Genomic DNA, 21767 nt, shown 5'->3' on the forward strand with positions numbered 1-21767 from the left:
TTAGCTCTCTGTTCCGCGTAGAGAAATTTCACCACCGATGAAAGACTCCACGCCATTTTCTGTTTCTAGTAATACTGCGCCTTGCTCATTAATTCCTTTGGCAATACCGGTAATTTCTCTTGGACCCATGATGAGTTTGATCGGACGGCCTAAAAAGTTATCTAATCGGTTCCAACGTTCGACAAAGCCTGACATACCGTAGATCTCATAGTCGTTTAAGGCATTATTGAGTGTATTAATCATTGTAATCGCGAGCTGATTGCGGTCGATATGTTCTTTATCTGCCACTTCGGCAAGGCTTGCCCAAGGTTGGGTGATTCCTTCTGTCTGCTCAGACATCATTAAGTTCATGCCCATACCGATAACAAGATTTGCGGCGCCGCCAGCTTGACCTGACATTTCGACTAATATCCCTGCCAGCTTTCGGTCTTGGTAGTAGAGATCATTTGGCCACTTTAGCTTTACGCCGTTGAGTCCAAGTTTTTCTAAAGCTTCAACAATAGCGACACCAACCACCAGACTAAGACCCATAGCCGCGGCCATTCCCGCATCTAGGCGCCAAAACATCGACATATATAAGTTTGAGCCGAATGGTGATACCCATTCTCTGCCGCGTCGCCCTCTGCCTTTTGCTTGATACTCAGCAATACACACCGAGCCTGATTCTAGCTCGTTGACCCGATCCAATAAGTATTGGTTGGTTGAGTCAATGATCGGAATAAGTTCAACGGGAGCGTTTAGGCTCGCTTTTAATATCGATTCGTCTAGTAACTGCAATGGTTGAGAGAGTTGATAGCCTTTGCCCTGCACGCGAAAGATATCGATTCCCCAATCTTGTATGCCTTTGATATGTTTGCTGATTGCCGCTCGTGAAACGCCGAGTTGTTCGCCTAACTCTTCGCCTGAGATAAAATCCCCTGTTGAAAGGGTTTTTAGGATTGCGAGTTTGATCGTGTGCTCTTTCATTGGCGTTGCTCCAAAATCTCACTCAGGTTGGTCTCTGCTAATGCTCCGATAAAGCGAACTTCATGTTCTAGCTCGATACCATACATCTCTTTTACTTGCGCACGAACAACTGCCGCTAGTTCAACGATATCATTGGCAGTTGCATTGTCTCTGTTTACCAATACTAGGGCTTGATTCGGATGCACTTGCGCCCCGTTAACCGCTGTACCTTTTAAGCCACATTGGTCAATTAACCAGCCGGCTGCGACTTTAACACCGCTGTCGGTTGGGTATGCGACAAGATCTGGGTATTTAGATTTGAGTGCAGTGTAGTGATGTTCTCCAATCACTGGGTTTTTGAAGAAACTCCCCGCATTACCAGTCACTGCTGGGTCTGGCAGTTTATCCATGCGTACTTGGCAAACTCGCTCAAAGATCTCTTGCGCAGACACAGTTTGAGCATCGAACGATTTGAGCGGACCGTACTCAATGTTGGGCTCCCAGTTCTTGCTAAGTTTTAACCCAATTGCCACCACAATGGCCTTTTGGTACAGCTCGTGTTTGAAAATTGAATCGCGATAACCGAACTGACACTCTTGGTTAGTAAGACGTTTAATTTCAAACGTTTCTAAGCAAAGAACGTCCACGTACTCACATACATCTTTCAATTCGATGCCGTAAGCGCCGATGTTTTGAATGGGGGCACTTCCCGCACAACCGGGAATCAGCGCTAAATTTTCCAAGCCGGCGTAACCTTGCTCGACACTCCACTCAACTAATGACGGCCAGTCTTCTCCCGCTTTAATATGTAAGTGCCAATGTCGCTCCGACTCCAACACTTGCTTTCCTTGTAAGCGATTGACTATGACCACGCCTTGATACGGTTGGGTAAACAACATATTGCTACCTTTACCAAGCATGAGCTTAGGTAAATCTTGCCATTGAGGATTTTGATACACAGAGATCATCTCTTGCACCGAAGATATTTCAACAAGGTATGCGCAAGTCTGTGAAATGGAGAAAGTGTGGTAAGCCGATAGGTCGGCATCGGTCAAAATTTGCATCACGGTCATTGGGTCATCTAAACTGCGGACATTCTACATTAAATTAGTCTATTACGATAATGAGCAACCTTAGCTTCGGCATCTTAGACCCGATTAAACTTCCTCTTGTCAGCAGACTGTACAAAGCGCATTACTCATCAGGAAAAGCGAAGAAAGATGAACTTACGGTCGTTGCTTACCATGAGGGTAAGTTAATTGCGGTAGTACGCTTTCGCTCGGTAGAGCAGTTTCGTTTGTTAACAGGTATGTTGGTTGTACCTGAGCACAGGGAGCAGGGCATCGGACATAAATTGATAGAGTATTGCCAACATTCTGTTCTGCAACATGGTGATTTTTGTTTTGCCTATGAACATCTGGAAGCTTTTTATGCGGCGCATGATTTTAAGGCTGTTGAGCCTCATCAGTTACCTAATTCGCTAAAAATGTCTTTTGAACGCTATGTTAACAGTGGAAAGAGACTCGTTGCGATGCAATATCAGGCATAATTCGCTTCGCTTTGATGACTATCAACGAACTCTCAATCTTGCGTACTCTTTCACCATGCTGTGAGCTAGAGGCAATTCTTGACGTCATAAGGCGAAAACTCAGAGCTCATTTCTAGGCAAATTCGACCATATTTTGTTAATATCGCTCTCCACTTTAAGTAAAGGTACTGCATCCAACATGATGACCAATAGGAACATATTCGAACAACTGCCTACTCTGGCTCAAGATCCAGCTCAGTTTGAAACGCTGTACGCTGCACGCGATTTCAGAGCTCGCTTAATTGAGGCGATTCAAACGGCAAGTAAACGAATTTACCTTGTTGCCCTTTATCTTGAAGATGATGAGGCGGGGCGTGAAATCCTCACCGAACTTTACGAAGCGAAGCAACGCAACCCTGGCTTAGAGATTAACGTCTGTGTCGACTGGCATCGTGCGCAGCGTGGTTTAATCGGCGCAGCGCCTGGTGAAACTAACGCTTCGATGTACAAAGCGTTTGCTGACAAGTACCAACACAAAATTCCCGTATATGGTGTGCCGGTACGTGGTCGAGAAGTGTTTGGTGTGCTGCATTTAAAAGGTTTCGTGATTGATGACCAAGTCATCTATAGTGGCGCGAGCCTAAACAATATTTATCTGAATTATAAAGAGCGCTATCGTTTCGACCGCTACCATATCCTGACCAACAAAGCATTGGCTGACAGTATGGTTGATTTGGTGCAAAACGAAATGATCGCGCATCCTGCTGTGAACGATTTAGCTTGTCCGAAGAAGCCGGAAACCAAGGAAATCAAACTGCAGATTCGTCAGTTACGAGCGTCATTGGCCAAAGCTGCGTACCAATTTGAATCACAAGAAGTATCTCCTGAGCAGGTCGCAATCACACCTATCGTCGGTGTGGGTAAAAAGCGCAACAAGCTCAATCAAGGTATCAACCAGTTACTTGCGCTAGCGAAAGATGAAATCTTTATCTGTACGCCTTACTTCAATTTCCCACGCAGCGTGGCAAAAGAAGTGAAGAAAGCCATCAGGCGAGGTGTAAAAGTCACCATTGTTGTTGGTGATAAAACGGCTAACGATTTCTATATTTCGCCAGAAGAAGAGTTCAAGACTATCGGTGGTTTGCCGTACCTTTATGAACGTAACTTACGTTTGTTCGCTAAAGTTAATGAGGCAAACATCGCTAGCCGTAAATTGTCGATCCACCTTTGGAAACACGAAGAAAACAGTTTCCACTTAAAAGGCATTTGGGTCGACAAACGCTACATGCTTCTAACAGGGAACAACCTAAACCCGAGAGCATGGAAATTAGACTTAGAAAACGCAATCTTAATTCAGGACCATTACCATCACTTGACGCCTCAGTTCGATAAAGAGGTGAAAAACATCCTGAAGCATACGCAATTGATTTGTACCTACAAACAACTAGAGAAGTTTGAAAACTATCCAGAGCCGGTGCAAAGACTGATGCGTAAGATTACGCGTGTGAAAGCGGACAGGGTGTTGAGGCAGATTTTGTAGGTATATTAAATAGTAGAAGCTTTTCGACGCTAAGTTAGGTATCTATAGTGCCCCGCTTTTTTGTGTTTGGCTAGTTGTATTAGCAAAGGAAGAATAGTGACTAAGAATACTTCACCTCCCTCTCAAAAAAACGTCTCACGTGATGAGATAAGCTTTCGTGAACTGATTGATATTATATGGCGCAGCAGAGCGGTGGTTATTTTATCAACAGTAGTATTTTCACTGGGTTCAATGTTTTATGCTTTGTTTCAACCCAATATTTATCAGTCCACGTCGTCATTTTTGTTAGAAAACAACTTCTATAGTATCGCGGGTATAAGTGAACCTTATTTCACACCAGAATATTTTGAGAGTAGGGCACTCTGGGATGGCATAAGTTTATTCTCGACTATTAGTGAATCAGAGCTAGGTACTGTCGTACTATCGTATAAAGAGTCAAAGAGCAAGCTAGATAGTGTTAAGAGTGGTGTAATTACTATTTCAACGTTATCTACTGACCCGCAACTAGCATTCGATAACGTTGTTAAGGTGGGGAATGTGTTAAATGAAGTGATGAAACTGAGAGAGTTGGACAAAGTGACTTTGTCTCTTGATAAGTTAAGTAGAAAAACTGATTCTTCATATACTCATAAAACGAAAGAATACCTAGATGAAATATTGGCTCAACAATTATTTAAAAAGGCTATTCTGGAAAGCCCTGAGTCTAGCCTTCTGCAAGTTGCGACTTTGCCTGCCAAACCTGATTCTCATATTAAACCCAAACGTATATTGATCACGATTATGGGGGCCATTTTGGGTGCTATGATTGGTATTGTGTTGGTGTTGTTTAGATTTGCTTATAAGAATTAGCAATATACAAACTGAGTGTATTGAGTTGTTTGATTTTTATGGTCTCTAGGGAAATTGTATTACTATTGAGACTGAGGTTTTTTTAGTCAATGACAGGCGCCAAGTTAGCTACCCTATAACTAATAGTTGATTGATTTGTTATTAGTGAGGCGGTATGCAGTCAGTTCCTATCACTCAAACTCTTCCTTCATTTGATGACTTGGTTGAGCTTGCAAAGAATGATCCTGAAGCGTTTGATTCTCTTAAGCATAATTTATGTGAAGAAATGATCTTGTCTGCGTCTCAAGAGATGCAAGGCCGCTTGTGGGCGCAACAAAGTCATATTGATTTAGTCATTAGTCATTGTAAAAATCCAAATCACGTCAACGTTGAGTTGATGCGTGAACTCGCTGTTCAGATCAACAAGTTTCAAGAAGCTTTGGATGGTAGCGCAGATGAATCAAAAGCTAACAACGCGGATATTATTCCTATTGAACAATGGCGTTAGGTTCAAACTCTGCTGATCATTTGTATAGAAACTCTCCTTTAACCCGTTTCATTAAGTAGCATCGCACCTCGTTGCTACTCACTCCCTCTGCGAACTCCAACTTAGATCACAAAAAACTTTCTCTCTCCCCTTGGGTTTACCAATTCCATCCCTCATATAGTTACCACAAGGCCTTGAAGCCCGGTTTCGGGGTAATTATCAAATAACATGTAAATTTTCAGGAGAGACGACCGATGAACATTCGTCCATTACACGACCGAGTTATCGTAGAACGCCAAGAAGTTGAGTCAAAATCAGCTGGTGGCATCGTTCTGACTGGTTCAGCTGCAGAGAAATCAACTCGCGGCGTAGTTCTAGCTGTTGGTAAGGGCCGCATTCTTGAAAACGGCACGGTACTACCGCTAGACGTAAAAGTGGGTGATACAGTTATCTTCGCTGAAGGTTATGGCACTAAAACTGAAAAAATCGACGGTAAAGAAGTGCTAGTTATGTCTGAAAACGACATCATGGCAATCGTTGAGTAATAGCAATCATTGAGTAATTTTTTGCTCAGATTCAACTGCTAATCAAAAACAAAGAATTTAGAAAAGGAAACTAAAGATGGCTGCTAAAGACGTTAAATTTGGTAATGACGCACGAGTTAAAATGCTAGAAGGTGTAAACGTTCTAGCTGACGCAGTTAAGGTAACACTTGGCCCTAAAGGCCGTAACGTTGTTCTAGACAAATCATTCGGTGCACCAACAATCACTAAAGATGGTGTTTCTGTAGCGCGTGAAATTGAGCTTGAAGACAAGTTCCAAAACATGGGCGCGCAAATGGTGAAAGAAGTTGCGTCTCAAGCGAACGACGCAGCAGGTGACGGTACAACAACGGCAACTGTACTTGCACAAGCGATCGTAAACGAAGGTCTGAAAGCAGTAGCAGCGGGCATGAACCCGATGGATCTTAAACGTGGTATCGATAAAGCCGTTATCGCAGCAGTAGAACAGTTAAAAGAACTATCAGTCCCTTGTGCAGATACCAAAGCGATCGCTCAAGTAGGTACGATTTCAGCAAACTCGGATACAAGTGTAGGTAACATCATTGCTGAAGCGATGGACAAAGTGGGTCGCGACGGTGTTATTACTGTTGAAGAAGGTCAGGCTCTACAAGATGAACTAGACGTAGTAGAAGGTATGCAGTTCGACCGCGGTTACCTGTCTCCTTACTTCATCAATAACCAAGAAGCAGGCAGCGTTGACCTAGAAAACCCATTCATCCTTCTAGTAGACAAGAAGATCTCCAACATCCGTGAGCTTCTACCAACCCTAGAAGCGGTAGCTAAAGCTTCTCGTCCACTGCTAATCATTGCAGAAGACGTTGAAGGTGAAGCGCTAGCAACACTGGTTGTGAACAACATGCGCGGTATCGTAAAAGTTGCTGCGGTCAAAGCACCTGGTTTTGGTGACCGTCGTAAAGCTATGCTACAAGACATCGCTATCCTAACTGGCGGTACAGTGATCTCTGAAGAAGTAGGTCTAGAGCTTGAAAAAGTGACACTAGAAGATCTAGGTCAAGCGAAGCGCGTTGCGATCACGAAAGAGAACACAACCATCATCGATGGTATCGGTGAAGAAGCGATGATTCAGGGCCGTGTTGCTCAAATTCGTCAGCAAATCGAAGAAGCAACTTCTGACTACGACAAAGAGAAACTACAAGAGCGCGTAGCTAAGCTAGCTGGCGGTGTTGCAGTCATTAAAGTCGGCGCAGCAACTGAAGTTGAAATGAAAGAGAAGAAAGACCGCGTAGAAGATGCACTGCACGCAACACGTGCTGCTGTTGAAGAAGGCGTGGTTGCGGGTGGTGGTGTTGCACTAATCCGCGCGGCATCTAAGATTGCTGACCTTGAAGGCGACAATGAAGATCAAAACGTTGGTATCCGCGTTGCGCTACGTGCAATGGAAGCGCCAATCCGTCAAATCACGAAGAACGCCGGTGACGAAGAGTCAGTAGTAGCGAACAACGTGAAAGCGGGTGAAGGTTCTTACGGTTACAACGCAGCTACGGGCGAATACGGCGATATGCTAGAGATGGGTATCCTAGACCCAACAAAAGTAACTCGCTCTGCACTACAGTTCGCAGCGTCTGTTGCTGGTCTGATGATTACAACTGAAGCGATGGTTACTGACCTACCACAGAAAGAAGGCGCAGGTATGCCTGACATGGGTGGTATGGGCGGTATGGGTGGCATGGGCGGTATGATGTAATCATCCCAAGCACCTATAATGCTTTAAAAAGCGGAGACTTCGGTCTCCGCTTTTTTTGTTATGTTTCGTCAGTGGGGCGAAATGTGGTATTTTACGCCCTTAATCCCGATATTTTTTGATGTTATAAGAATATCGGCTACAGCTTTATTGGTACTATCCGGTTTGGCTGAGTTTAGACTAATCATTCTCGATAGAGTTGCTGGTGAGTTTCGTTGATTTGCGATGGTTGCTATCGCGCTCCCTCTCTATGAGTAAGTAATGAGGTAAGTAGTGAAGATTGCTGTTGCAGGTACGGGTTACGTTGGTTTATCCAACGCAATGCTATTGGCGCAAAACCATACGGTTGTGGCGCTGGACGTTGTAGAGAAGAAAGTCGAACTTCTCAACCAAAAAATCTCTCCTATCGTTGATGCAGAGATCGAAGATTTTCTCGCCAACAAACAAATTGATTTTGTTGCGACAACGGACAAGCAGTTAGCTTACAAAGGTGCACGTTTCGTTATTATCGCCACACCGACCGACTACGATCCTGTGACGAACTACTTCAACACATCATCGGTCGAATCTGTAATTAAAGATGTGATGGCGATTAACCCACAAGCGGTAATGATCATCAAATCGACGGTCCCAGTTGGGTATACCGAGCGTATTAAGCAAGAACTGAATTGCGACAATATCATCTTCTCACCAGAGTTCTTACGAGAAGGTAAAGCGCTTTTCGACAACCTAAACCCATCGCGAATCATCGTTGGTGAGCAAAGTGAGCGCGCGCAAGAGTTTGCTGATCTGCTGGTTGAAGGTGCGGTGAAACAAGATATCGCGGTACTTCTGACCAACTCTACTGAAGCCGAAGCAGTAAAACTGTTCTCTAATACTTACCTTGCAATGCGTGTCGCGTACTTCAACGAGCTAGATTCCTACGCAGAAGCGCATGGACTGGATGCACGCCAGATTATCGAAGGCGTTGGTTTAGACCCGCGTATTGGAAATCACTACAACAACCCGTCGTTTGGTTACGGTGGTTACTGCTTACCAAAAGATACCAAACAGTTGCTTGCTAACTACCAAGACGTTCCAAACAACATTATTGGTGCGATTGTAGACGCCAACCGCACTCGTAAAGACTTTGTCGCAGAGTCTATCCTTAAGCGCGAGCCTAAAGTCGTTGGTATTTACCGTCTGATCATGAAGGCTGGTTCGGATAACTTCCGTGCGTCTTCCATTCAGGGCATCATGAAACGCCTTAAAGCGAAAGGTGTGACGGTTATTGTTTATGAACCAGTGCTGGAAGAGGATCAATTCTTCAACTCGGAAGTGGTTCGCGATCTTGAAGCGTTCAAAGCTCAATCGGATGTGATCGTTTCTAACCGTATGGCGCAAGAGCTGGCCGATGTTGCGGACAAAGTCTACACCCGTGACTTGTTTGGTTCTGACTAAGCGATCTTGATGAAAAGCTGGCTCGGAAACTGTCGGAGTCAGCTTTTTAAATGCTGGTGGACGTAATCACGAATATACGGCAACACTTCAGCTTCAAACCACGGATTCTTTTTCAGCCAGAGCGTATTTCTTGGTGATGGGTGGGGCAGAGGTAAGTAGTGAGGCGTCCAGCGTTGCCACTGTCTGACCGTTTCCGTCAGCGTTGCTGGTTTCTGTTGTAGGTAGTAGTTTTGCGCATACTGACCAATTAACAACGTCATCCCGACATTCGGCAATTGTGACAAGACCTTTTGATGCCACTGAGGTGCGCATTCTTTTCTTGGTGGTAAATCGCCACTCTTTCCTTTCCCTGGATAGCAGAGCCCCATCGGCATGATTGCGATTTCTTCTCGATTATAAAATTGCTCATTATCGAGTTCTAGCCAGTCTCTTAGCCTGTCTCCGCTTGGATCGTTCCATGGAATCGACGTGTTATGCACTTTGACACCCGGAGCTTGGCCGATGATTAGCAACTTAGATGACTCACTGGCCTGAATTACGGGGTTGGCGCCGAGCGGTAAGTGTGGTTCGCAGAGCTTACAGGCTCGGATTTGTTGTAATGTATCGTCTAGCTTTATTGAAATCATAGTAAATTGCTCTTTGACGAGTTGGTGATCAGTAACCTTTTTCAATGTCGACTCTGTTGACTAGGCTAAATCCATCTCGCCAGCGTTGGTAGTTGTCTTTAAAGATATCAACCACTTGTTGTGGAAAGCTCAGTGCTGCGATATGCGGAGTGATGGTAATCGCAGGGTTGTGCCAAAATGGATGGGCGTCGTCGAGCGGTTCTACAGCAAAGACATCTAAAAATGCGTGTTCAATATGGCCTTGAACGATAGCGGACAGCAGGTCATTCTCCTCAATAACATCCCCGCGCCCAACATTAAACAACAACGCTTGCTGACAATGACTGAACGATTGTTGGTTAAGCAGCGCTTTTGTTTCAGCAGTACTTGGTAGGGTGTTGACGATGATATCTGCTTGCTCAAGTGCAGTGTCGAGTTCCTGAATATGATAGGTGCTATCAAAGGCGGCGTTTTTGACTGGGATACCACTACGGTTGACACCGGAAACATTCAATCCCATCGCTTTTGCTGCATTGGCGAGATAGCAGCCAATTGAGCCAGTACCTAAAATCAGCATGCGTTTTTCAGTTAGTGATTGATACGGTTTAGGACTCCAGCGCTTTTCTGCTTGCAGGGTTTGATAGTCCTTAAAGTGCCGATAATGCTGGATTGTGTAGCCTAATACATACTCGGCGATCAGTTGGCCAAATATCCCTTTGACGTTGGTCAATTCAATCTCACGTTCTTGCAACGCAGGGATCAGCGCGTCCACGCCAGCGTAAACAGACTGAATCCATTCCAATTTAGGAAACTCAGACAGAGTGTTCGAGGCCTTAGGTGGTGCAGCAAGCAGAATGGTCGCCTCTTCCTTTTCGTTAGTGATTTCTAGCTCTGGCCACTGGCTTTGCTCAATCAGACTTTGGTAGGTGGAGTTATCATCCGTCAATAGGTACAGTTTGTGAGTGAAATTGTTCATCGCCTTTGCTTTTTTCCCTGCTGGTTATCAAGTAAACTCTCGCTGTTAATTTCTGCAACCGATGAGTCGCTATGCTACAGAATCCTCTTCAGCTTCGTTTAGAGAAGTTAGAACCCTGGAAACAGATTACCTTTATGGCGTGTCTATGTGAACGTATGTATCCAAACTATGCCATGTTTTGTCAAAGTACTGAGTTTGCGCAAGAGCGCATTTACAGGGATATCCTTGATAGTGTTTGGGAACTTCTCACGGTAAAAAACGCGAAGGTGAACTTTGAGCGTCAGCTTGAAAAGCTGGAAGAGATCATCCCAAGTTCGGAAGATTTTGACTTTTACGGCGTCTATCCCGCGATTGATGCGTGTATTGGCCTTTCAACGTTGTTGCATGGCTTGCTGGATCGCGACGATTTGTTTGAAAGCATGCAAAAGGTCAGTCAGCAGTCGGTGGTAACGGTAGCGCAACTAGAAGAAGCGCAAAGCGGTGAAGAGATTACCAATGACAATCAGAAAGATAACGAAGCGGTGTGCGCTGAGTGGGATGTGCAGTGGGCGATATTCCGTCCACTTAAAGATGCGCAGGAACGTGATATCGATTTGATTAAAGACCTGCGTGAAGAACTGCGTGATGAAGGCATCAGCAATATCGGTGTGAGCGTTAACTAGTACCAATCGTAGTAAATAACTGCTCATCCTAGCTTGTTAAAGCACTCGATAACTGCGTTAAAATTTTTGATTGTAGAATAACTACTTATCGAAAAATTTTGCCTTATTCTCAAGTGTTTTTCCTACGCTATATCTGATCATTTACTTACTGTGATTGGTATAATCGCTGACTAGTGTTGCTTAAAGCGAACAAACGATAAGGCTGGCCATTTGGCCAGCCTTATTAGTATCTATTTAACTGAAACGTTGTCGGTTTCTTCTTCGTCACGATTTTCGATTACGCTGTGGGTTTTCTTCCACTTTTCCCAGCGTTCGAAGGCGAGTTGTTGCATGTCGGTGGCTCGGTCTGCCTCATCGACAATTTCTTCCCCCACCAAATGCTCAAATATATCTTCCAGTGTCAGGATACCTTGTACCGTCCCGTATTCATCGACGACCATCGCAAGTTGTAGGCGTTTGGCCATCATCTGCTCAAAAGCCTTTGGCAATGCGATGGTATTAAGCAGAACGTGTACCGGTCGCATCACTGACCCCAGTTGTTTCTCACCGAGTCCCGCTTGTTGCAGCTTAAACAGCTCTAAACGGTGTACAAAGCCAACAATGTTGTCATTGGATTGGCTGTAGACTAATGGTCTTGAGAACGGCGTATCCTTATGATCACGCAAAAACTCGTTGATACTCATTTCAGCGTTAACGCGAAACACAACAGGACGCGGTGTCATGACTTGTGTTACCGGAACATCTTGAATTCCGAGTAAGTTATCGAGAATCTTGGATTCACCCTCGGCAAACTCACCACTCTCTTTCGCCAGCACCGCCATTGCAGACAGTTCATCTCGCATCTTTGGCGCTTCGTGGCCGCGCGCTAGTCGCTTGGTGATCTGTTCTGAGAACCAAACAAACGGCGTCAATGCCCACACCATCCAACGTAGCACAACTGCTGAAGTCGGTGCCAACTGTCGCCAGTACGTCGCACCTATGGTTTTTGGCACAATTTCCGAAAGCACCAAGATCGCCAATGTTAATACCGCAGAAAATACCCCTAGCCATTGGCTACCAAACACAACTGCGGCTTGTGCACCGGCACTTGCAGCGCCAATCGTATGAGCAATCGTGTTGAGTGTCAGAATAGACGCTAACGGTCTATCAATATCTGACTTCAGCGCTGATAGCTTCTCAGCTGACGGATGGTTTTGTTGGCGCATCTGCGCTAAATAACTTGGGGTAATACTCAGTAATACCGCTTCTAAAACCGAACAAATAAACGATACGCCAATAGAAATACTGACGTACAAAGTTAGCAGCAACATAAAGCTCCCATTGAGTTGAGTTCATCGCTTATATCAACAGCGTAGTGTTTGATACAGCAATCACAATTGTATTGCCGTTGATATAAACTTCACAACCGAACTTTGCATGTTACCTATTGGAACGTGTCATTCCTGTTAGGTTCAATCATACCTGGGCATTATTGGTGTGATAATTTTTTAACGTAACATTCCTGCAATATCAGGCTTCGCAGGCCGTTATCGGCTAAATAAATAAGGTCAGAGCAAGATAAAAACAAGCGCTTTCTGATGTTCAGATAGTAACAAATTGTGAGTTAATACTCAGATTATGGTTAAAAGTACGTCATGAAAGCCAAAGATCGCCTACAAACCTTTGCCAGATAGGGCATTTTTGTTTTAGAGTGAGCTGAATTCGATAACCTATGAGAAGGGAAACCTAATGAACAAGACCCAATTAATCGACTTTATCGCAGAGAAAGCAGACCTATCTAAAGCACAAGCGAAAACTGCTCTTGAAGCTACTCTTGAAGGCGTAACTGGCGCACTTAAAGAGGGTGACCAAGTTCAACTAATTGGTTTTGGTACATTTAAAGTTAACCACCGTGCAGCACGTACTGGTCGCAACCCTAAGACTGGCGCTGAAATCCAAATCGCTGCAGCAAACGTTCCTGCATTCGTTTCAGGTAAAGCACTGAAAGACGCAGTAAAATAATCTAAATAAGCAAATCCAGCGTTTTTCTCTGGAATAGTTTAAAATACGCCAAGGTAGCTCACTATCTTGGCGTATATTTTTATTATGAAAAAAATTTTATTACCGTCACTGCTGGTCACTTTACTGGTCGGTTGTTCTTCAGGTCCATCTAACTCTAAGCTAGAGCAGTTTACCGAGTACACCGGCGGCCAAACGATGGGCGACACCACGAGCCTTTACTGGTACACAGAGAAACTTGTTTCACCATACACCGCAGCCGATTATGTAGCGGCTGGGGATTACGGCTGGTATCAAACCGACTACCGTTGGGCGGACGGTGAGCTACGTGAGCTTATCCGCGAGGGTGAGCAAATCAAAGACAACCAAAAGCTTGTGCCTTACCGAATCCACGTTCGATTCAGTAAAGAGGGCGATGCGGTATACCAGCAATATCGTCTTGATGGCAAAGTGCTCCCACTGACTCAGAACAAGCTCAGCTGGTTGAAGCAAGAAGCAACTGATATTACTAGACTCACCAAAGAACAAGACGATCAGGATTTAAGACTGGTTCAGGGCTATTGGGATGGTAGCGAGTTTGAAACCTGCGCGGGCAGAACATTTGACCAGGTTGAGTTTAACCAGACGTTACCAAGCTTTGTTGTGAATCGCTTAGCGCTGGTAGACAGCTATGTGGCTTTTCTTGGTGCAGAATACAGCGATAAAGTGGTGGTTGAAGAACTGCTAATGTTGGCCGAAGATGACCATGACTGCATCGAGCGTCCGAGTTTGATTGAAGAATAACGCTATCCGTTGATATATCCCCAATGTAAAATAAAAAAGGCGCTCACTGGAGCGCCTTTTTACTCATCACGATACACGTTACTTTTGTTGCTCGCGCTCAATCGCACGGTAACCGATGTCGTTGCGGTGGAACATACCATCCCAACTAATTTGTTTTGCAAGCGCGTATGCACGTTGCTGGGCTTCAAAAACGGTGTTGCCAAGCGCTGTTGCACAAAGTACGCGGCCACCGTTTGTCACGATATCGCCATCTTTGTTGTCAGTGCCTGCGTGGAAGACTTTCTCGCCTGCCACTTCTTGCTGAGGAAGGCCAGAAATCACGTCACCTTTATTGTACGCCGCTGGATAGCCACCCGCAGCCAGTACGATACCGATTGACGCTTGTGGTGCCCACTTTGACTCTACTTGGTCTAGCTTCTTGTCGATGGCGGCCAAGCATAGTTCCACAAGGTCAGATTCCATACGCATCATGATAGGTTGCGTTTCTGGATCACCGAAGCGGCAGTTGTACTCGATGACTTTTGGTGTGCCGTCTTGGTCGATCATCAGACCTGCGTATAGGAAACCCGTGTAAGGATGCCCTTCTGCTGCCATTCCTTCTACCGTTGGGTAGATCACTTCCTGCATGATGCGGTCGTGAATCTCAGGTGTGACTACAGGAGCTGGGGAGTAAGCACCCATGCCGCCCGTGTTTGGACCCGTATCTTTATCGCCGACGCGTTTGTGGTCTTGGCTAGTTGCCATTGGCAGAACATTCTTGCCATCCACCATCACAATAAAGCTTGCTTCTTCGCCGTCTAGGAACTCTTCGATCACTACTCGGCTACCCGCATCGCCAAATGCGTTACCTGCTAGCATATCTTTGATCGCGTCTTCTGCTTCTTGCAGTGTCATTGCCACGATAACGCCTTTACCCGCGGCTAGGCCGTCTGCTTTCACTACGATCGGCGCGCCTTGTTCACGAACGTAAGCCAATGCAGGCTCGATTTCAGTGAAGTTCGCGTAAGCAGCCGTTGGGATATTATGGCGTGCTAGGAAGTCTTTAGTGAACGCTTTAGAGCCTTCTAGCTGAGCCGCTGCTTCGGTTGGGCCGAAAATAGGTAAGCCAGCCGCTTGGAATGCATCAACCACACCGATAACCAATGGCGCTTCAGGGCCAACGATCGTTAGCTCGATGGCTTTCTCTTGAGCGAATGCAACTAGGCCTTTGACGTCTTCAACGTCGATGTTTACGTTTTCTAACTTTGGCTCTAGAGCCGTACCAGCGTTACCTGGCGCAACAAAGATGGTTTCAACATTTGGGTTTTGTGCCACTTTCCAACCAAGAGCGTGCTCACGACCACCAGAACCAATAATTAAAACTCGCATAGTAAAATCCTTAATTTCTAAATTCGGTTGCTCAAACTCAGATATTTCTCAAAGACCTGAGTATGGTCTCTCTAATTCAGTGGGACGAGGACAAGGCGACAAGTGACCTTATTCCTATGAGCATAGTGCGCTATGTGATTAGGATAAGTGAACGCCGTCAACGCAGTTATCGTCCCAGTGAAGACGAGAGGATTAGTGGCGGAAGTGACGCATACCGGTAAAGATCATCGCCATACCATGTTCATCTGCTGCAGCGATAACTTCGTCATCACGCATAGAGCCACCTGGTTGAATCACACATTTGATACCAGCCTCTGCAGCGGCATCGATACCGTCACGGAATGGGAAGAATGCATCCGATGCCATCACGCTACCTGCAACTTCAAGGTTCTCGTCTGCCGCTTTGATGCCAGCAATTTTCGCTGAGTAAACACGGCTCATTTGGCCTGCACCCACACCGATAGTCATATCACCCTTTGCGTACACAATCGCGTTAGACTTCACGTACTTCGCGACTTTCCAACAGAATAGTGCGTCTTTTAGTTCTTCGTCAGTTGGTTGGCGTTTAGACACGACTTTCAGGTCGTCTAGGCTTACCATGCCTTGGTCACGGTCTTGAACCAGTAGACCGCCATTCACGCGTTTCACGTCAAAGCCTGTTGTCTTAGTTGACCACTCGCCACACTCAAGTAGGCGAACGTTCTTCTTCGCGGCAACCACTTCAATCGCTTCTGCCGACACTTTAGGGGCAATGATAACTTCTACAAACTGGCGCTCAACGATAGCCGTTGCTGTTTCTGCATCTAACTCTTTGTTGAAAGCGATGATGCCGCCGAAAGCGGACGTTGGGTCTGTCTGGTAAGCGCGGTTGTATGCTTCTAGGATGTCTTTACCTAGTGCCACACCACATGGATTAGCATGCTTAACAATCACACACGCAGGCTCAACAAACTCTTTCACACACTCAAGTGCTGCGTCAGTATCTGCGATATTGTTGTAAGAAAGCGCTTTACCTTGGATTTGTTTCGCTGTTGAAACAGACGCTTCTTGTGGGTTTTCTTCCACATAGAAAGCTGCGTCTTGGTGGCTGTTCTCACCGTAGCGCATGTCTTGTTTCTTGATGAACTGTTGGTTGAACGTGCGAGGGAACTTCGATTCTTCGTCACCTTCTTTGTTCTCGCCGTAGCTAGGAACCATAGTGCCGAAGTAGTTAGCAATCATGCCATCGTAAGCCGCAGTGTGCTCAAATGCCGCGATAGCTAGGTCAAAGCGAGTTTCTAACGTAAGAGACTTAGCGTTTGCATCCATTTCTGCAATCACACGGTCGTAATCGTGAGCATTCACGACGATAGTCACATCTTTGTGGTTTTTCGCTGCTGAGCGAACCATTGTTGGACCACCGATATCGATGTTTTCTACCGCGTCTGCCAATGTGCAGCCTTCTTTCGCAACGGTTGCTGCGAACGGATAAAGGTTTACCACGACCATATCGATAGGGTTGATGCCGTGTTTTTCCATCACGTCATCATCTTGGCCGCGACGACCAAGCACACCACCGTGAACTTTCGGGTGAAGCGTTTTTACACGACCATCCATCATTTCCGGGAAACCCGTGTAGTCAGATACTTCCGTTACAGAAATGCCTTGCTCAGCCAGCAGGCGAGCGGTACCACCAGTAGATAGGATATCAACACCGCGATCAGCCAGAGCTTTTGCAAACTCAACAATACCTGTTTTGTCTGATACGCTGATTAGGGCGCGGCGAATAGGGCGAGCGTTACTCATGCTTCCATTTCCTCTAAGTCACAGAGTTAGATTAAGATAAAGATATTTGCCAAAAATGAACTTGTTCTTACAGCGAGTAGTAAGATATTGGCCAGTTTTGGTAAAGACCTTTTGACCGACTAAATTTGCTCAATTAGTCGCCTCTGAACTTGACGGGGTGCATTCTAACCAATTTATTACAAAAAAGCTCGCGCAATCGTTTGGCATCGCAAAAATATTTGCAAAAAACTCTATTTTTACCTTTAAAAGTAACGAGATGGTTAATAAGGAAGGTTATGTTCCAAATCGGTGAACTAGCAAAGCGTTGTGGTGTGACGGCAGACACGCTGCGCTTCTATGAGAAAAACCAGCTAATTCGTCCTGCTGGTCGCAGTAAGTCTGGCTATCGGCTCTATGATGAAAACAACCAAAAGCAGGTCGGTTTTATCCTAAAAGCTAAAGACCTTGGGCTCAGTTTAGAAGAAATCAAAGAGCTACTAGAAATCAAATTGGAGGCGACAGAACACAGCTGCGCGGAGGTAAAAGCCATTACTTCGGCCAAGTTAGAGCTAATAGACGAGAAAATTCTCGAATTGACCCGAATTCGCAATGCGTTAAGAAAAATCAATGACGCTTGCTGCGGACATGTGGATGACGATGCCAGTCATTGCTCCATTCTTGGTGCTCTGGCCAATGAGTGAGGCAAAGCATTAGATAAAGAAAAAGCCGAGTCCAAATTGAACTCGGCTTTTTCACAACAGAATGTACGTATGAACGTATTAGTTCATGCCGTATTTCTTAAGTTTTTTGCGAAGAGTACCGCGGTTGATACCCATCATAGTTGCTGCGCGAGTTTGGTTACCGCGAGTGTACTGCATGATAGTATCTAGTAGTGGTTGTTCAACTTCAGCTAGAACTAATTCGTATAGCTCTGTGACTTCCTGGCCGTTCAATTGAGCAAGGTAGTTTTTAAGAGATGCTTTAACAGAGTCACGTAAAGGCTTCTGAGTGATTTGGTCTTGTGACGTTACTGTCGTTACTGTTAATGCTTCTGAAGTCAGATTTTGTTCGAACATATTCGGTCTAGCTCTTCTCTTAATTATGATGCAACGTTATCAAAATAACCCTCTAGCGCCTCGAGTTGCAGTTCTGCCACATCGATAGCGTTGAAGGTACGGCGAAACTCACTCGCTTGCTCATGCTCTTTTAGGTACCAACCCACGTGCTTACGCGCGATTCGTGGACCTAGATACTCACCATAGAAACTATGCAGAGCATTCACATGGCCAAGCATAATGCTTTTTACTTCCTCAGCGGGAAGCTCAGGCATTGTGGTGCCGTTTTCCAAAAAGTGGTGGATTTCCTGGAAAATCCACGGACGACCTTGGGCAGGACGTCCAATCATCAAAGCGTCTGCACCGGTATACTCCAGTACAAATTTGGCTTTCTCCGGGCTATCGATATCACCGTTTGCGATAACCGGAATGGATACGGCCTGTTTTGCCGCTTTAATGCTGTCATATTCGGCCTCACCTTTGTACATACAGGCTTTTGTTCTACCGTGTAGCGCAAGAGCTTGTATGCCGCAGTCTTCGGCTAATTTAGCGATTTGGACGCAGTTCTTATTGTCTGTGTCCCAGCCAGTACGGGTTTTCAACGTCACGGGAACGTCTACTGCATTTACTACCGCTTTCAGAATATCTTCGATAAGTTCTGGGTACTGAAGTAAAGCAGATCCGGCTAGCTTCTTATTCACTTTTTTTGCTGGACAGCCCATGTTGATATCGATGATTTGAGCACCGTTCTCAACACTAAACTGAGCAGCGTCGGCCATCAGCTGTGGATCGGAACCCGCAATTTGTACAGAACGAATGCCCGATTCGCCTTCATGTACCATGCGTTGTTTCGACTTAGACGTTTTCCATAGCTTAGGATTTGAGGACATCATTTCACTGACGGCCATACCCGCACCATAGCGGAGGCACAACTCTCGGAACGGTCTATCGGTCACACCTGCCATAGGGGCAACGATGAGATTATTCTTAAGTTGGTAGTTTCCAATTTTCAAAACGTCTTCACAGTTCTGTACCAGCAAGGGCGCGCATTTTACGCATTTTTTCACTGCGTGAAAAGACTAATATTTGAGCATTTACAATTTGTTTCTGTAAATAGTATGAAATTCAGTCAATTAGAGCTGAAAGTCTTATCTAGCCTTGCTTGCGACCCGAGATGCGACACCATTCGTTCTGTTCAACGATAGGGTCAATTTGAACTTCGTCACGGTAATAGTTAGCGACATCTTCTGCTTGAGTATCCAAAACGCCAGACATCGCAAGCTCGCCATTTGGCTTAACCAGAGACTTAATAATGCCTGAAAGCTCACGTAGTGGACCTGCAAGAATGTTAGCAACAACCACGTCCGCCACCAATCCTTCAGGTTGGTCTTGAGGAAGGTATACTTCTAGTTGATCCGCCACTCCATTACGCTGTGCGTTGTCTTTTGACGCTAGTAGCGCTTGAGGATCGATATCGATCCCGATCACTTTCTCTGCGCCCAGTTTGATCGCGGCGATCGCCAAGATGCCAGAGCCACAACCGAAGTCGATAACGGTTTTGCCTGACAGATCTAGACTTTCTAGCCACTCTAAACACAGTGATGTGGTTGGGTGAGTACCGGTACCAAATGCTAAGCCAGGGTCAAGCATTACGTTGATCGCGTCAGGTTCTGGTACTTCACGCCAGCTAGGGCAAATCCATAAGCGCTCGCCAAACTTCATTGGGTGGAAGTTTTCCATCCATTCGCGTTCCCAGTCTTTGTCTTCAAGTTGCTCGACTTTGTAAGCGAAACCTTCCGCCAGCATGTTGCTCGCTTTGATTTGCTCGATAACTCGGTTGCTGTCGGTTTCAGCGTCATACAGTGCCAGAATGTCAGTATCACCCCATAAACGAGTTTCGCCCGGTAGAGGCTCGAATACAGGGGTATCTTGCGCGTCTAGAAAGGTAACAGACAGTGCACCAGTCTCTTCCATGAGCATATCGCCGATTGGTTCAGCGTTTTCATTGGTCGCGTTAAGTTTGATTTGAATCCAAGGCATGAGTATGTGCTCTCTTAGATGGTGAAATATTGATTGGCGGTGAGTGTAGCAGAACTCGTCACGTTATTTGAGTGTAGTCTCTGTTCAAAACAAAAAATGCTCACCGAAGTGAGCATTTTGATTCGAACATTGGGTCGATTATTGCAGACCGAGTTTCTTCTCAAGGTAATGAATGTTTGTACCACCGTGCTGGAAGTTCTCATCATTCATAATAGAAACTTGTAGAGGTACGTTGGTCTTAATACCTTCAACAATCATCTCACCAAGTGCATTCTTCATTCGTGCAATCGCTACGTCGCGGTTTTCACCGAAAGTGATCAGTTTACCGATCATTGAATCGTAGTGAGGCGGTACTGTGTAGCCTGAGTAGATGTGCGATTCCCAACGAACGCCCATACCACCTGGAGCATGGAAACGTTCAATCTTACCTGGTGAAGGTAGGAAACGCTCAGGGTCTTCTGCGTTGATACGACATTCGATTGCATGGCCGCGAATCTTGATATCGTCTTGAGTGAACGACAGAGGCTGACCTGCTGCTACGCGTAGCTGTTCCTTGATTAGGTCAACGCCAGTCACCATTTCTGTTACTGGGTGTTCAACCTGAATACGAGTGTTCATTTCGATGAAGTAGAACTCACCGTTTTCGTATAGGAACTCGAACGTACCTGCGCCGCGGTAACCAATCTCTAGACATGCACGAGTACAACGTTCACCGATGTACTTACGCATCTCTTCAGTAATGCCCGGAGCTGGAGCTTCTTCCACAACTTTTTGGTGACGACGCTGCATTGAACAGTCACGCTCACCTAGGTGGATTGCTCCGCCTTGGCCATCTGCGATTACCTGTACTTCAACGTGGCGTGGGTTCTCAAGGAATTTCTCCATGTATACCATGTCGTTGTTGAACGCTGCTTTCGCTTCAGCACGAGTCATTGCGATAGCTTGAACTAGTTCGGCTTCGCTACGAACGACGCGCATACCACGACCGCCGCCGCCGCCAGACGCTTTGATGATTACTGGGTAGCCGATGCGCTTAGCATGAGCTTTGTTTTTTACGTCATCATTGTCTAGTGGGCCGTCAGAACCCGGTACACATGGCACGCCCGCTTTTTTCATTGCGGTGATCGCTGACACTTTGTCACCCATCATGCGGATAGTGTCCGCTTTAGGGCCAACAAAGATAAAGCCGCTGCGTTCTACCTGTTCTGCGAAGTCTGCGTTCTCAGACAGGAAGCCGTAACCTGGGTGGATAGCCACAGCACCAGTCACTTCTGCTGCAGAAATGATGCGTGGAATGTTTAGGTAGCTGTCGATACCACGAGCAGGACCAATACAAATTGATTCGTCTGCTAGTAGTACGTGCTTAAGATCGCGGTCAGCAGTTGAGTGCACTGCCACGGTCTTAATGCCCAATTCTTTACAAGCGCGAAGGATTCGAAGTGCAATTTCACCTCGGTTCGCGATGACTATTTTATCTAGCATA

General features: G+C 45.7%; 22 protein-coding genes. 11 read left to right on the forward strand and 11 right to left on the reverse strand.

The genetic code is table 11. The annotated features are described in order from the left end of the window. Complete coding sequence (gene birA / locus AKJ31_RS15590; protein WP_053410032.1) at positions 1–966, reverse strand: bifunctional biotin--[acetyl-CoA-carboxylase] ligase/biotin operon repressor BirA; 966 nt, start codon at positions 964–966, stop codon at positions 1–3. Further along, on the reverse strand, positions 963–2009 hold the full coding sequence (murB, locus tag AKJ31_RS15595) for a UDP-N-acetylmuramate dehydrogenase (protein WP_211263064.1): 1047 nt from the start codon (positions 2007–2009) through the stop codon (positions 963–965). The genes birA and murB overlap by 4 nt, the downstream gene beginning before the upstream one ends. A gap of 59 nt (positions 2010–2068) precedes the next feature. On the opposite strand from murB, the gene AKJ31_RS15600 reads away from it, so the two are divergent. The 7 genes from AKJ31_RS15600 to AKJ31_RS15630 all read left to right on the forward strand — a co-directional run bounded on the left by AKJ31_RS15600 (position 2069) and on the right by AKJ31_RS15630 (position 9033). Then, entirely contained in the window at positions 2069–2494 is a 426-nt protein-coding gene (locus tag AKJ31_RS15600) for a GNAT family N-acetyltransferase (protein ID WP_053410034.1), read from the forward strand. A gap of 178 nt (positions 2495–2672) precedes the next feature. Further along, positions 2673–4013, forward strand: a complete 1341-nt coding sequence (pssA, locus tag AKJ31_RS15605) for a CDP-diacylglycerol--serine O-phosphatidyltransferase (protein ID WP_053410035.1) — start codon at positions 2673–2675, stop codon at positions 4011–4013. A gap of 96 nt (positions 4014–4109) precedes the next feature. Beyond that, positions 4110–4862 carry a Wzz/FepE/Etk N-terminal domain-containing protein gene (locus tag AKJ31_RS15610; RefSeq protein ID WP_053410036.1) on the forward strand — a complete coding sequence of 251 codons (753 nt, stop codon included), beginning with the start codon at positions 4110–4112 and terminating at the stop codon, positions 4860–4862. A gap of 154 nt (positions 4863–5016) precedes the next feature. Further along, on the forward strand, positions 5017–5349 hold the full coding sequence (locus tag AKJ31_RS15615) for a DUF3135 domain-containing protein (protein WP_053410037.1): 333 nt from the start codon (positions 5017–5019) through the stop codon (positions 5347–5349). Between the two features lie 233 nt (positions 5350–5582). Further along, entirely contained in the window at positions 5583–5873 is a 291-nt protein-coding gene (locus tag AKJ31_RS15620) for a co-chaperone GroES (protein ID WP_004410737.1), read from the forward strand. Positions 5874–5949: 76 nt separating this feature from the next. Beyond that, on the forward strand, positions 5950–7596 hold the full coding sequence (groL, locus tag AKJ31_RS15625; protein ID WP_053410038.1) for a chaperonin GroEL: 1647 nt from the start codon (positions 5950–5952) through the stop codon (positions 7594–7596). A 270-nt stretch (positions 7597–7866) separates the two neighbouring features. Beyond that, entirely contained in the window at positions 7867–9033 is a 1167-nt protein-coding gene (locus AKJ31_RS15630) for a nucleotide sugar dehydrogenase (protein ID WP_053410039.1), read from the forward strand. Between the two features lie 38 nt (positions 9034–9071). Here the strand turns inward: AKJ31_RS15630 and AKJ31_RS15635 are convergent, their stop codons facing one another. Both AKJ31_RS15635 and AKJ31_RS15640 read right to left on the reverse strand, forming a co-directional pair. After that, positions 9072–9659 carry a uracil-DNA glycosylase family protein gene (locus AKJ31_RS15635; protein WP_053410129.1) on the reverse strand — a complete coding sequence of 196 codons (588 nt, stop codon included), beginning with the start codon at positions 9657–9659 and terminating at the stop codon, positions 9072–9074. A 28-nt stretch (positions 9660–9687) separates the two neighbouring features. After that, positions 9688–10614 carry a D-2-hydroxyacid dehydrogenase gene (locus AKJ31_RS15640; protein WP_053410040.1) on the reverse strand — a complete coding sequence of 309 codons (927 nt, stop codon included), beginning with the start codon at positions 10612–10614 and terminating at the stop codon, positions 9688–9690. A 71-nt stretch (positions 10615–10685) separates the two neighbouring features. Here AKJ31_RS15640 and AKJ31_RS15645 point away from each other — a divergent pair, with 71 nt between their 5' ends. Further along, positions 10686–11276 carry a YjaG family protein gene (locus tag AKJ31_RS15645; protein WP_053410041.1) on the forward strand — a complete coding sequence of 197 codons (591 nt, stop codon included), beginning with the start codon at positions 10686–10688 and terminating at the stop codon, positions 11274–11276. A 230-nt stretch (positions 11277–11506) separates the two neighbouring features. Here the strand turns inward: AKJ31_RS15645 and AKJ31_RS15650 are convergent, their stop codons facing one another. Beyond that, entirely contained in the window at positions 11507–12586 is a 1080-nt protein-coding gene (locus AKJ31_RS15650) for a CNNM domain-containing protein (protein WP_053410042.1), read from the reverse strand. A gap of 418 nt (positions 12587–13004) precedes the next feature. Here AKJ31_RS15650 and hupA point away from each other — a divergent pair, with 418 nt between their 5' ends. Beyond that, positions 13005–13277 carry a nucleoid-associated protein HU-alpha gene (gene hupA / locus AKJ31_RS15655; protein WP_053410043.1) on the forward strand — a complete coding sequence of 91 codons (273 nt, stop codon included), beginning with the start codon at positions 13005–13007 and terminating at the stop codon, positions 13275–13277. 81 nt (positions 13278–13358) lie between these two features. Then, a complete protein-coding gene (locus AKJ31_RS15660; RefSeq protein ID WP_211263065.1) occupies positions 13359–14057 on the forward strand; it encodes a DUF1481 domain-containing protein in 699 nt (232 codons plus the stop codon). A 78-nt stretch (positions 14058–14135) separates the two neighbouring features. On the opposite strand, the gene purD is transcribed toward AKJ31_RS15660, so the two are convergent. Together purD and purH are read right to left on the reverse strand one after the other, a co-directional pair. Beyond that, positions 14136–15425 (reverse strand): phosphoribosylamine--glycine ligase, encoded by a 1290-nt coding sequence (purD, locus tag AKJ31_RS15665; protein ID WP_053410045.1) that lies wholly within the window; start codon positions 15423–15425, stop codon positions 14136–14138. A 192-nt stretch (positions 15426–15617) separates the two neighbouring features. Then, complete coding sequence (purH, locus tag AKJ31_RS15670) at positions 15618–17210, reverse strand: bifunctional phosphoribosylaminoimidazolecarboxamide formyltransferase/IMP cyclohydrolase (protein ID WP_053410046.1); 1593 nt, start codon at positions 17208–17210, stop codon at positions 15618–15620. A gap of 275 nt (positions 17211–17485) precedes the next feature. Between purH and zntR the strand changes: the two genes are divergently transcribed. After that, positions 17486–17890, forward strand: coding sequence for a Zn(2+)-responsive transcriptional regulator (zntR, locus tag AKJ31_RS15675; protein WP_053410047.1), 405 nt, complete (start codon positions 17486–17488; stop codon positions 17888–17890). A 78-nt stretch (positions 17891–17968) separates the two neighbouring features. Here the strand turns inward: zntR and fis are convergent, their stop codons facing one another. From fis to accC, 4 genes are all read right to left on the reverse strand, one after another. Further along, complete coding sequence (fis, locus tag AKJ31_RS15680; RefSeq protein ID WP_000462885.1) at positions 17969–18265, reverse strand: DNA-binding transcriptional regulator Fis; 297 nt, start codon at positions 18263–18265, stop codon at positions 17969–17971. Between the two features lie 23 nt (positions 18266–18288). Beyond that, positions 18289–19257: a tRNA dihydrouridine synthase DusB gene (gene dusB, locus AKJ31_RS15685; RefSeq protein WP_053410130.1), complete on the reverse strand. Its 969-nt coding sequence runs from the start codon at positions 19255–19257 to the stop codon at positions 18289–18291. Positions 19258–19396: 139 nt separating this feature from the next. Continuing rightward, on the reverse strand, positions 19397–20284 hold the full coding sequence (gene prmA / locus AKJ31_RS15690; protein WP_053410048.1) for a 50S ribosomal protein L11 methyltransferase: 888 nt from the start codon (positions 20282–20284) through the stop codon (positions 19397–19399). A 138-nt stretch (positions 20285–20422) separates the two neighbouring features. Then, complete coding sequence (accC, locus tag AKJ31_RS15695; protein ID WP_053410049.1) at positions 20423–21766, reverse strand: acetyl-CoA carboxylase biotin carboxylase subunit; 1344 nt, start codon at positions 21764–21766, stop codon at positions 20423–20425. Between the last annotated feature and the right edge of the window lies 1 nt (position 21767).

The organism is Vibrio hepatarius, from assembly GCF_001274785.1.
GTDB classification, from domain to species: Bacteria; Pseudomonadota; Gammaproteobacteria; order Enterobacterales; family Vibrionaceae; genus Vibrio; species Vibrio hepatarius.

Bases quoted from the DNA above. Each gene is read 5' to 3' on its own strand.
- birA (WP_053410032.1), bottom strand. From the start codon at position 966: ATGAAAGAGCACACGATCAAACTCGCAATCCTAAAAACCCTTTCAACA.
- purH (WP_053410046.1), bottom strand. From the start codon at position 17,210: ATGAGTAACGCTCGCCCTATTCGCCGCGCCCTAATCAGCGTATCAGAC.
- AKJ31_RS15600 (WP_053410034.1), top strand. From the start codon at position 2,069: ATGAGCAACCTTAGCTTCGGCATCTTAGACCCGATTAAACTTCCTCTT.
- AKJ31_RS15615 (WP_053410037.1), top strand. From the start codon at position 5,017: ATGCAGTCAGTTCCTATCACTCAAACTCTTCCTTCATTTGATGACTTG.
- AKJ31_RS15635 (WP_053410129.1), bottom strand. From the start codon at position 9,659: ATGATTTCAATAAAGCTAGACGATACATTACAACAAATCCGAGCCTGT.
- fis (WP_000462885.1), bottom strand. From the start codon at position 18,265: ATGTTCGAACAAAATCTGACTTCAGAAGCATTAACAGTAACGACAGTA.
- groL (WP_053410038.1), top strand. From the start codon at position 5,950: ATGGCTGCTAAAGACGTTAAATTTGGTAATGACGCACGAGTTAAAATG.
- AKJ31_RS15640 (WP_053410040.1), bottom strand. From the start codon at position 10,614: ATGAACAATTTCACTCACAAACTGTACCTATTGACGGATGATAACTCC.
- AKJ31_RS15650 (WP_053410042.1), bottom strand. From the start codon at position 12,586: ATGTTGCTGCTAACTTTGTACGTCAGTATTTCTATTGGCGTATCGTTT.
- murB (WP_211263064.1), bottom strand. From the start codon at position 2,009: ATGCAAATTTTGACCGATGCCGACCTATCGGCTTACCACACTTTCTCC.
- AKJ31_RS15645 (WP_053410041.1), top strand. From the start codon at position 10,686: ATGCTACAGAATCCTCTTCAGCTTCGTTTAGAGAAGTTAGAACCCTGG.
- pssA (WP_053410035.1), top strand. From the start codon at position 2,673: ATGATGACCAATAGGAACATATTCGAACAACTGCCTACTCTGGCTCAA.
- accC (WP_053410049.1), bottom strand. From the start codon at position 21,766: ATGCTAGATAAAATAGTCATCGCGAACCGAGGTGAAATTGCACTTCGA.
- purD (WP_053410045.1), bottom strand. From the start codon at position 15,425: ATGCGAGTTTTAATTATTGGTTCTGGTGGTCGTGAGCACGCTCTTGGT.
- hupA (WP_053410043.1), top strand. From the start codon at position 13,005: ATGAACAAGACCCAATTAATCGACTTTATCGCAGAGAAAGCAGACCTA.
- AKJ31_RS15620 (WP_004410737.1), top strand. From the start codon at position 5,583: ATGAACATTCGTCCATTACACGACCGAGTTATCGTAGAACGCCAAGAA.
- zntR (WP_053410047.1), top strand. From the start codon at position 17,486: ATGTTCCAAATCGGTGAACTAGCAAAGCGTTGTGGTGTGACGGCAGAC.
- prmA (WP_053410048.1), bottom strand. From the start codon at position 20,284: ATGCCTTGGATTCAAATCAAACTTAACGCGACCAATGAAAACGCTGAA.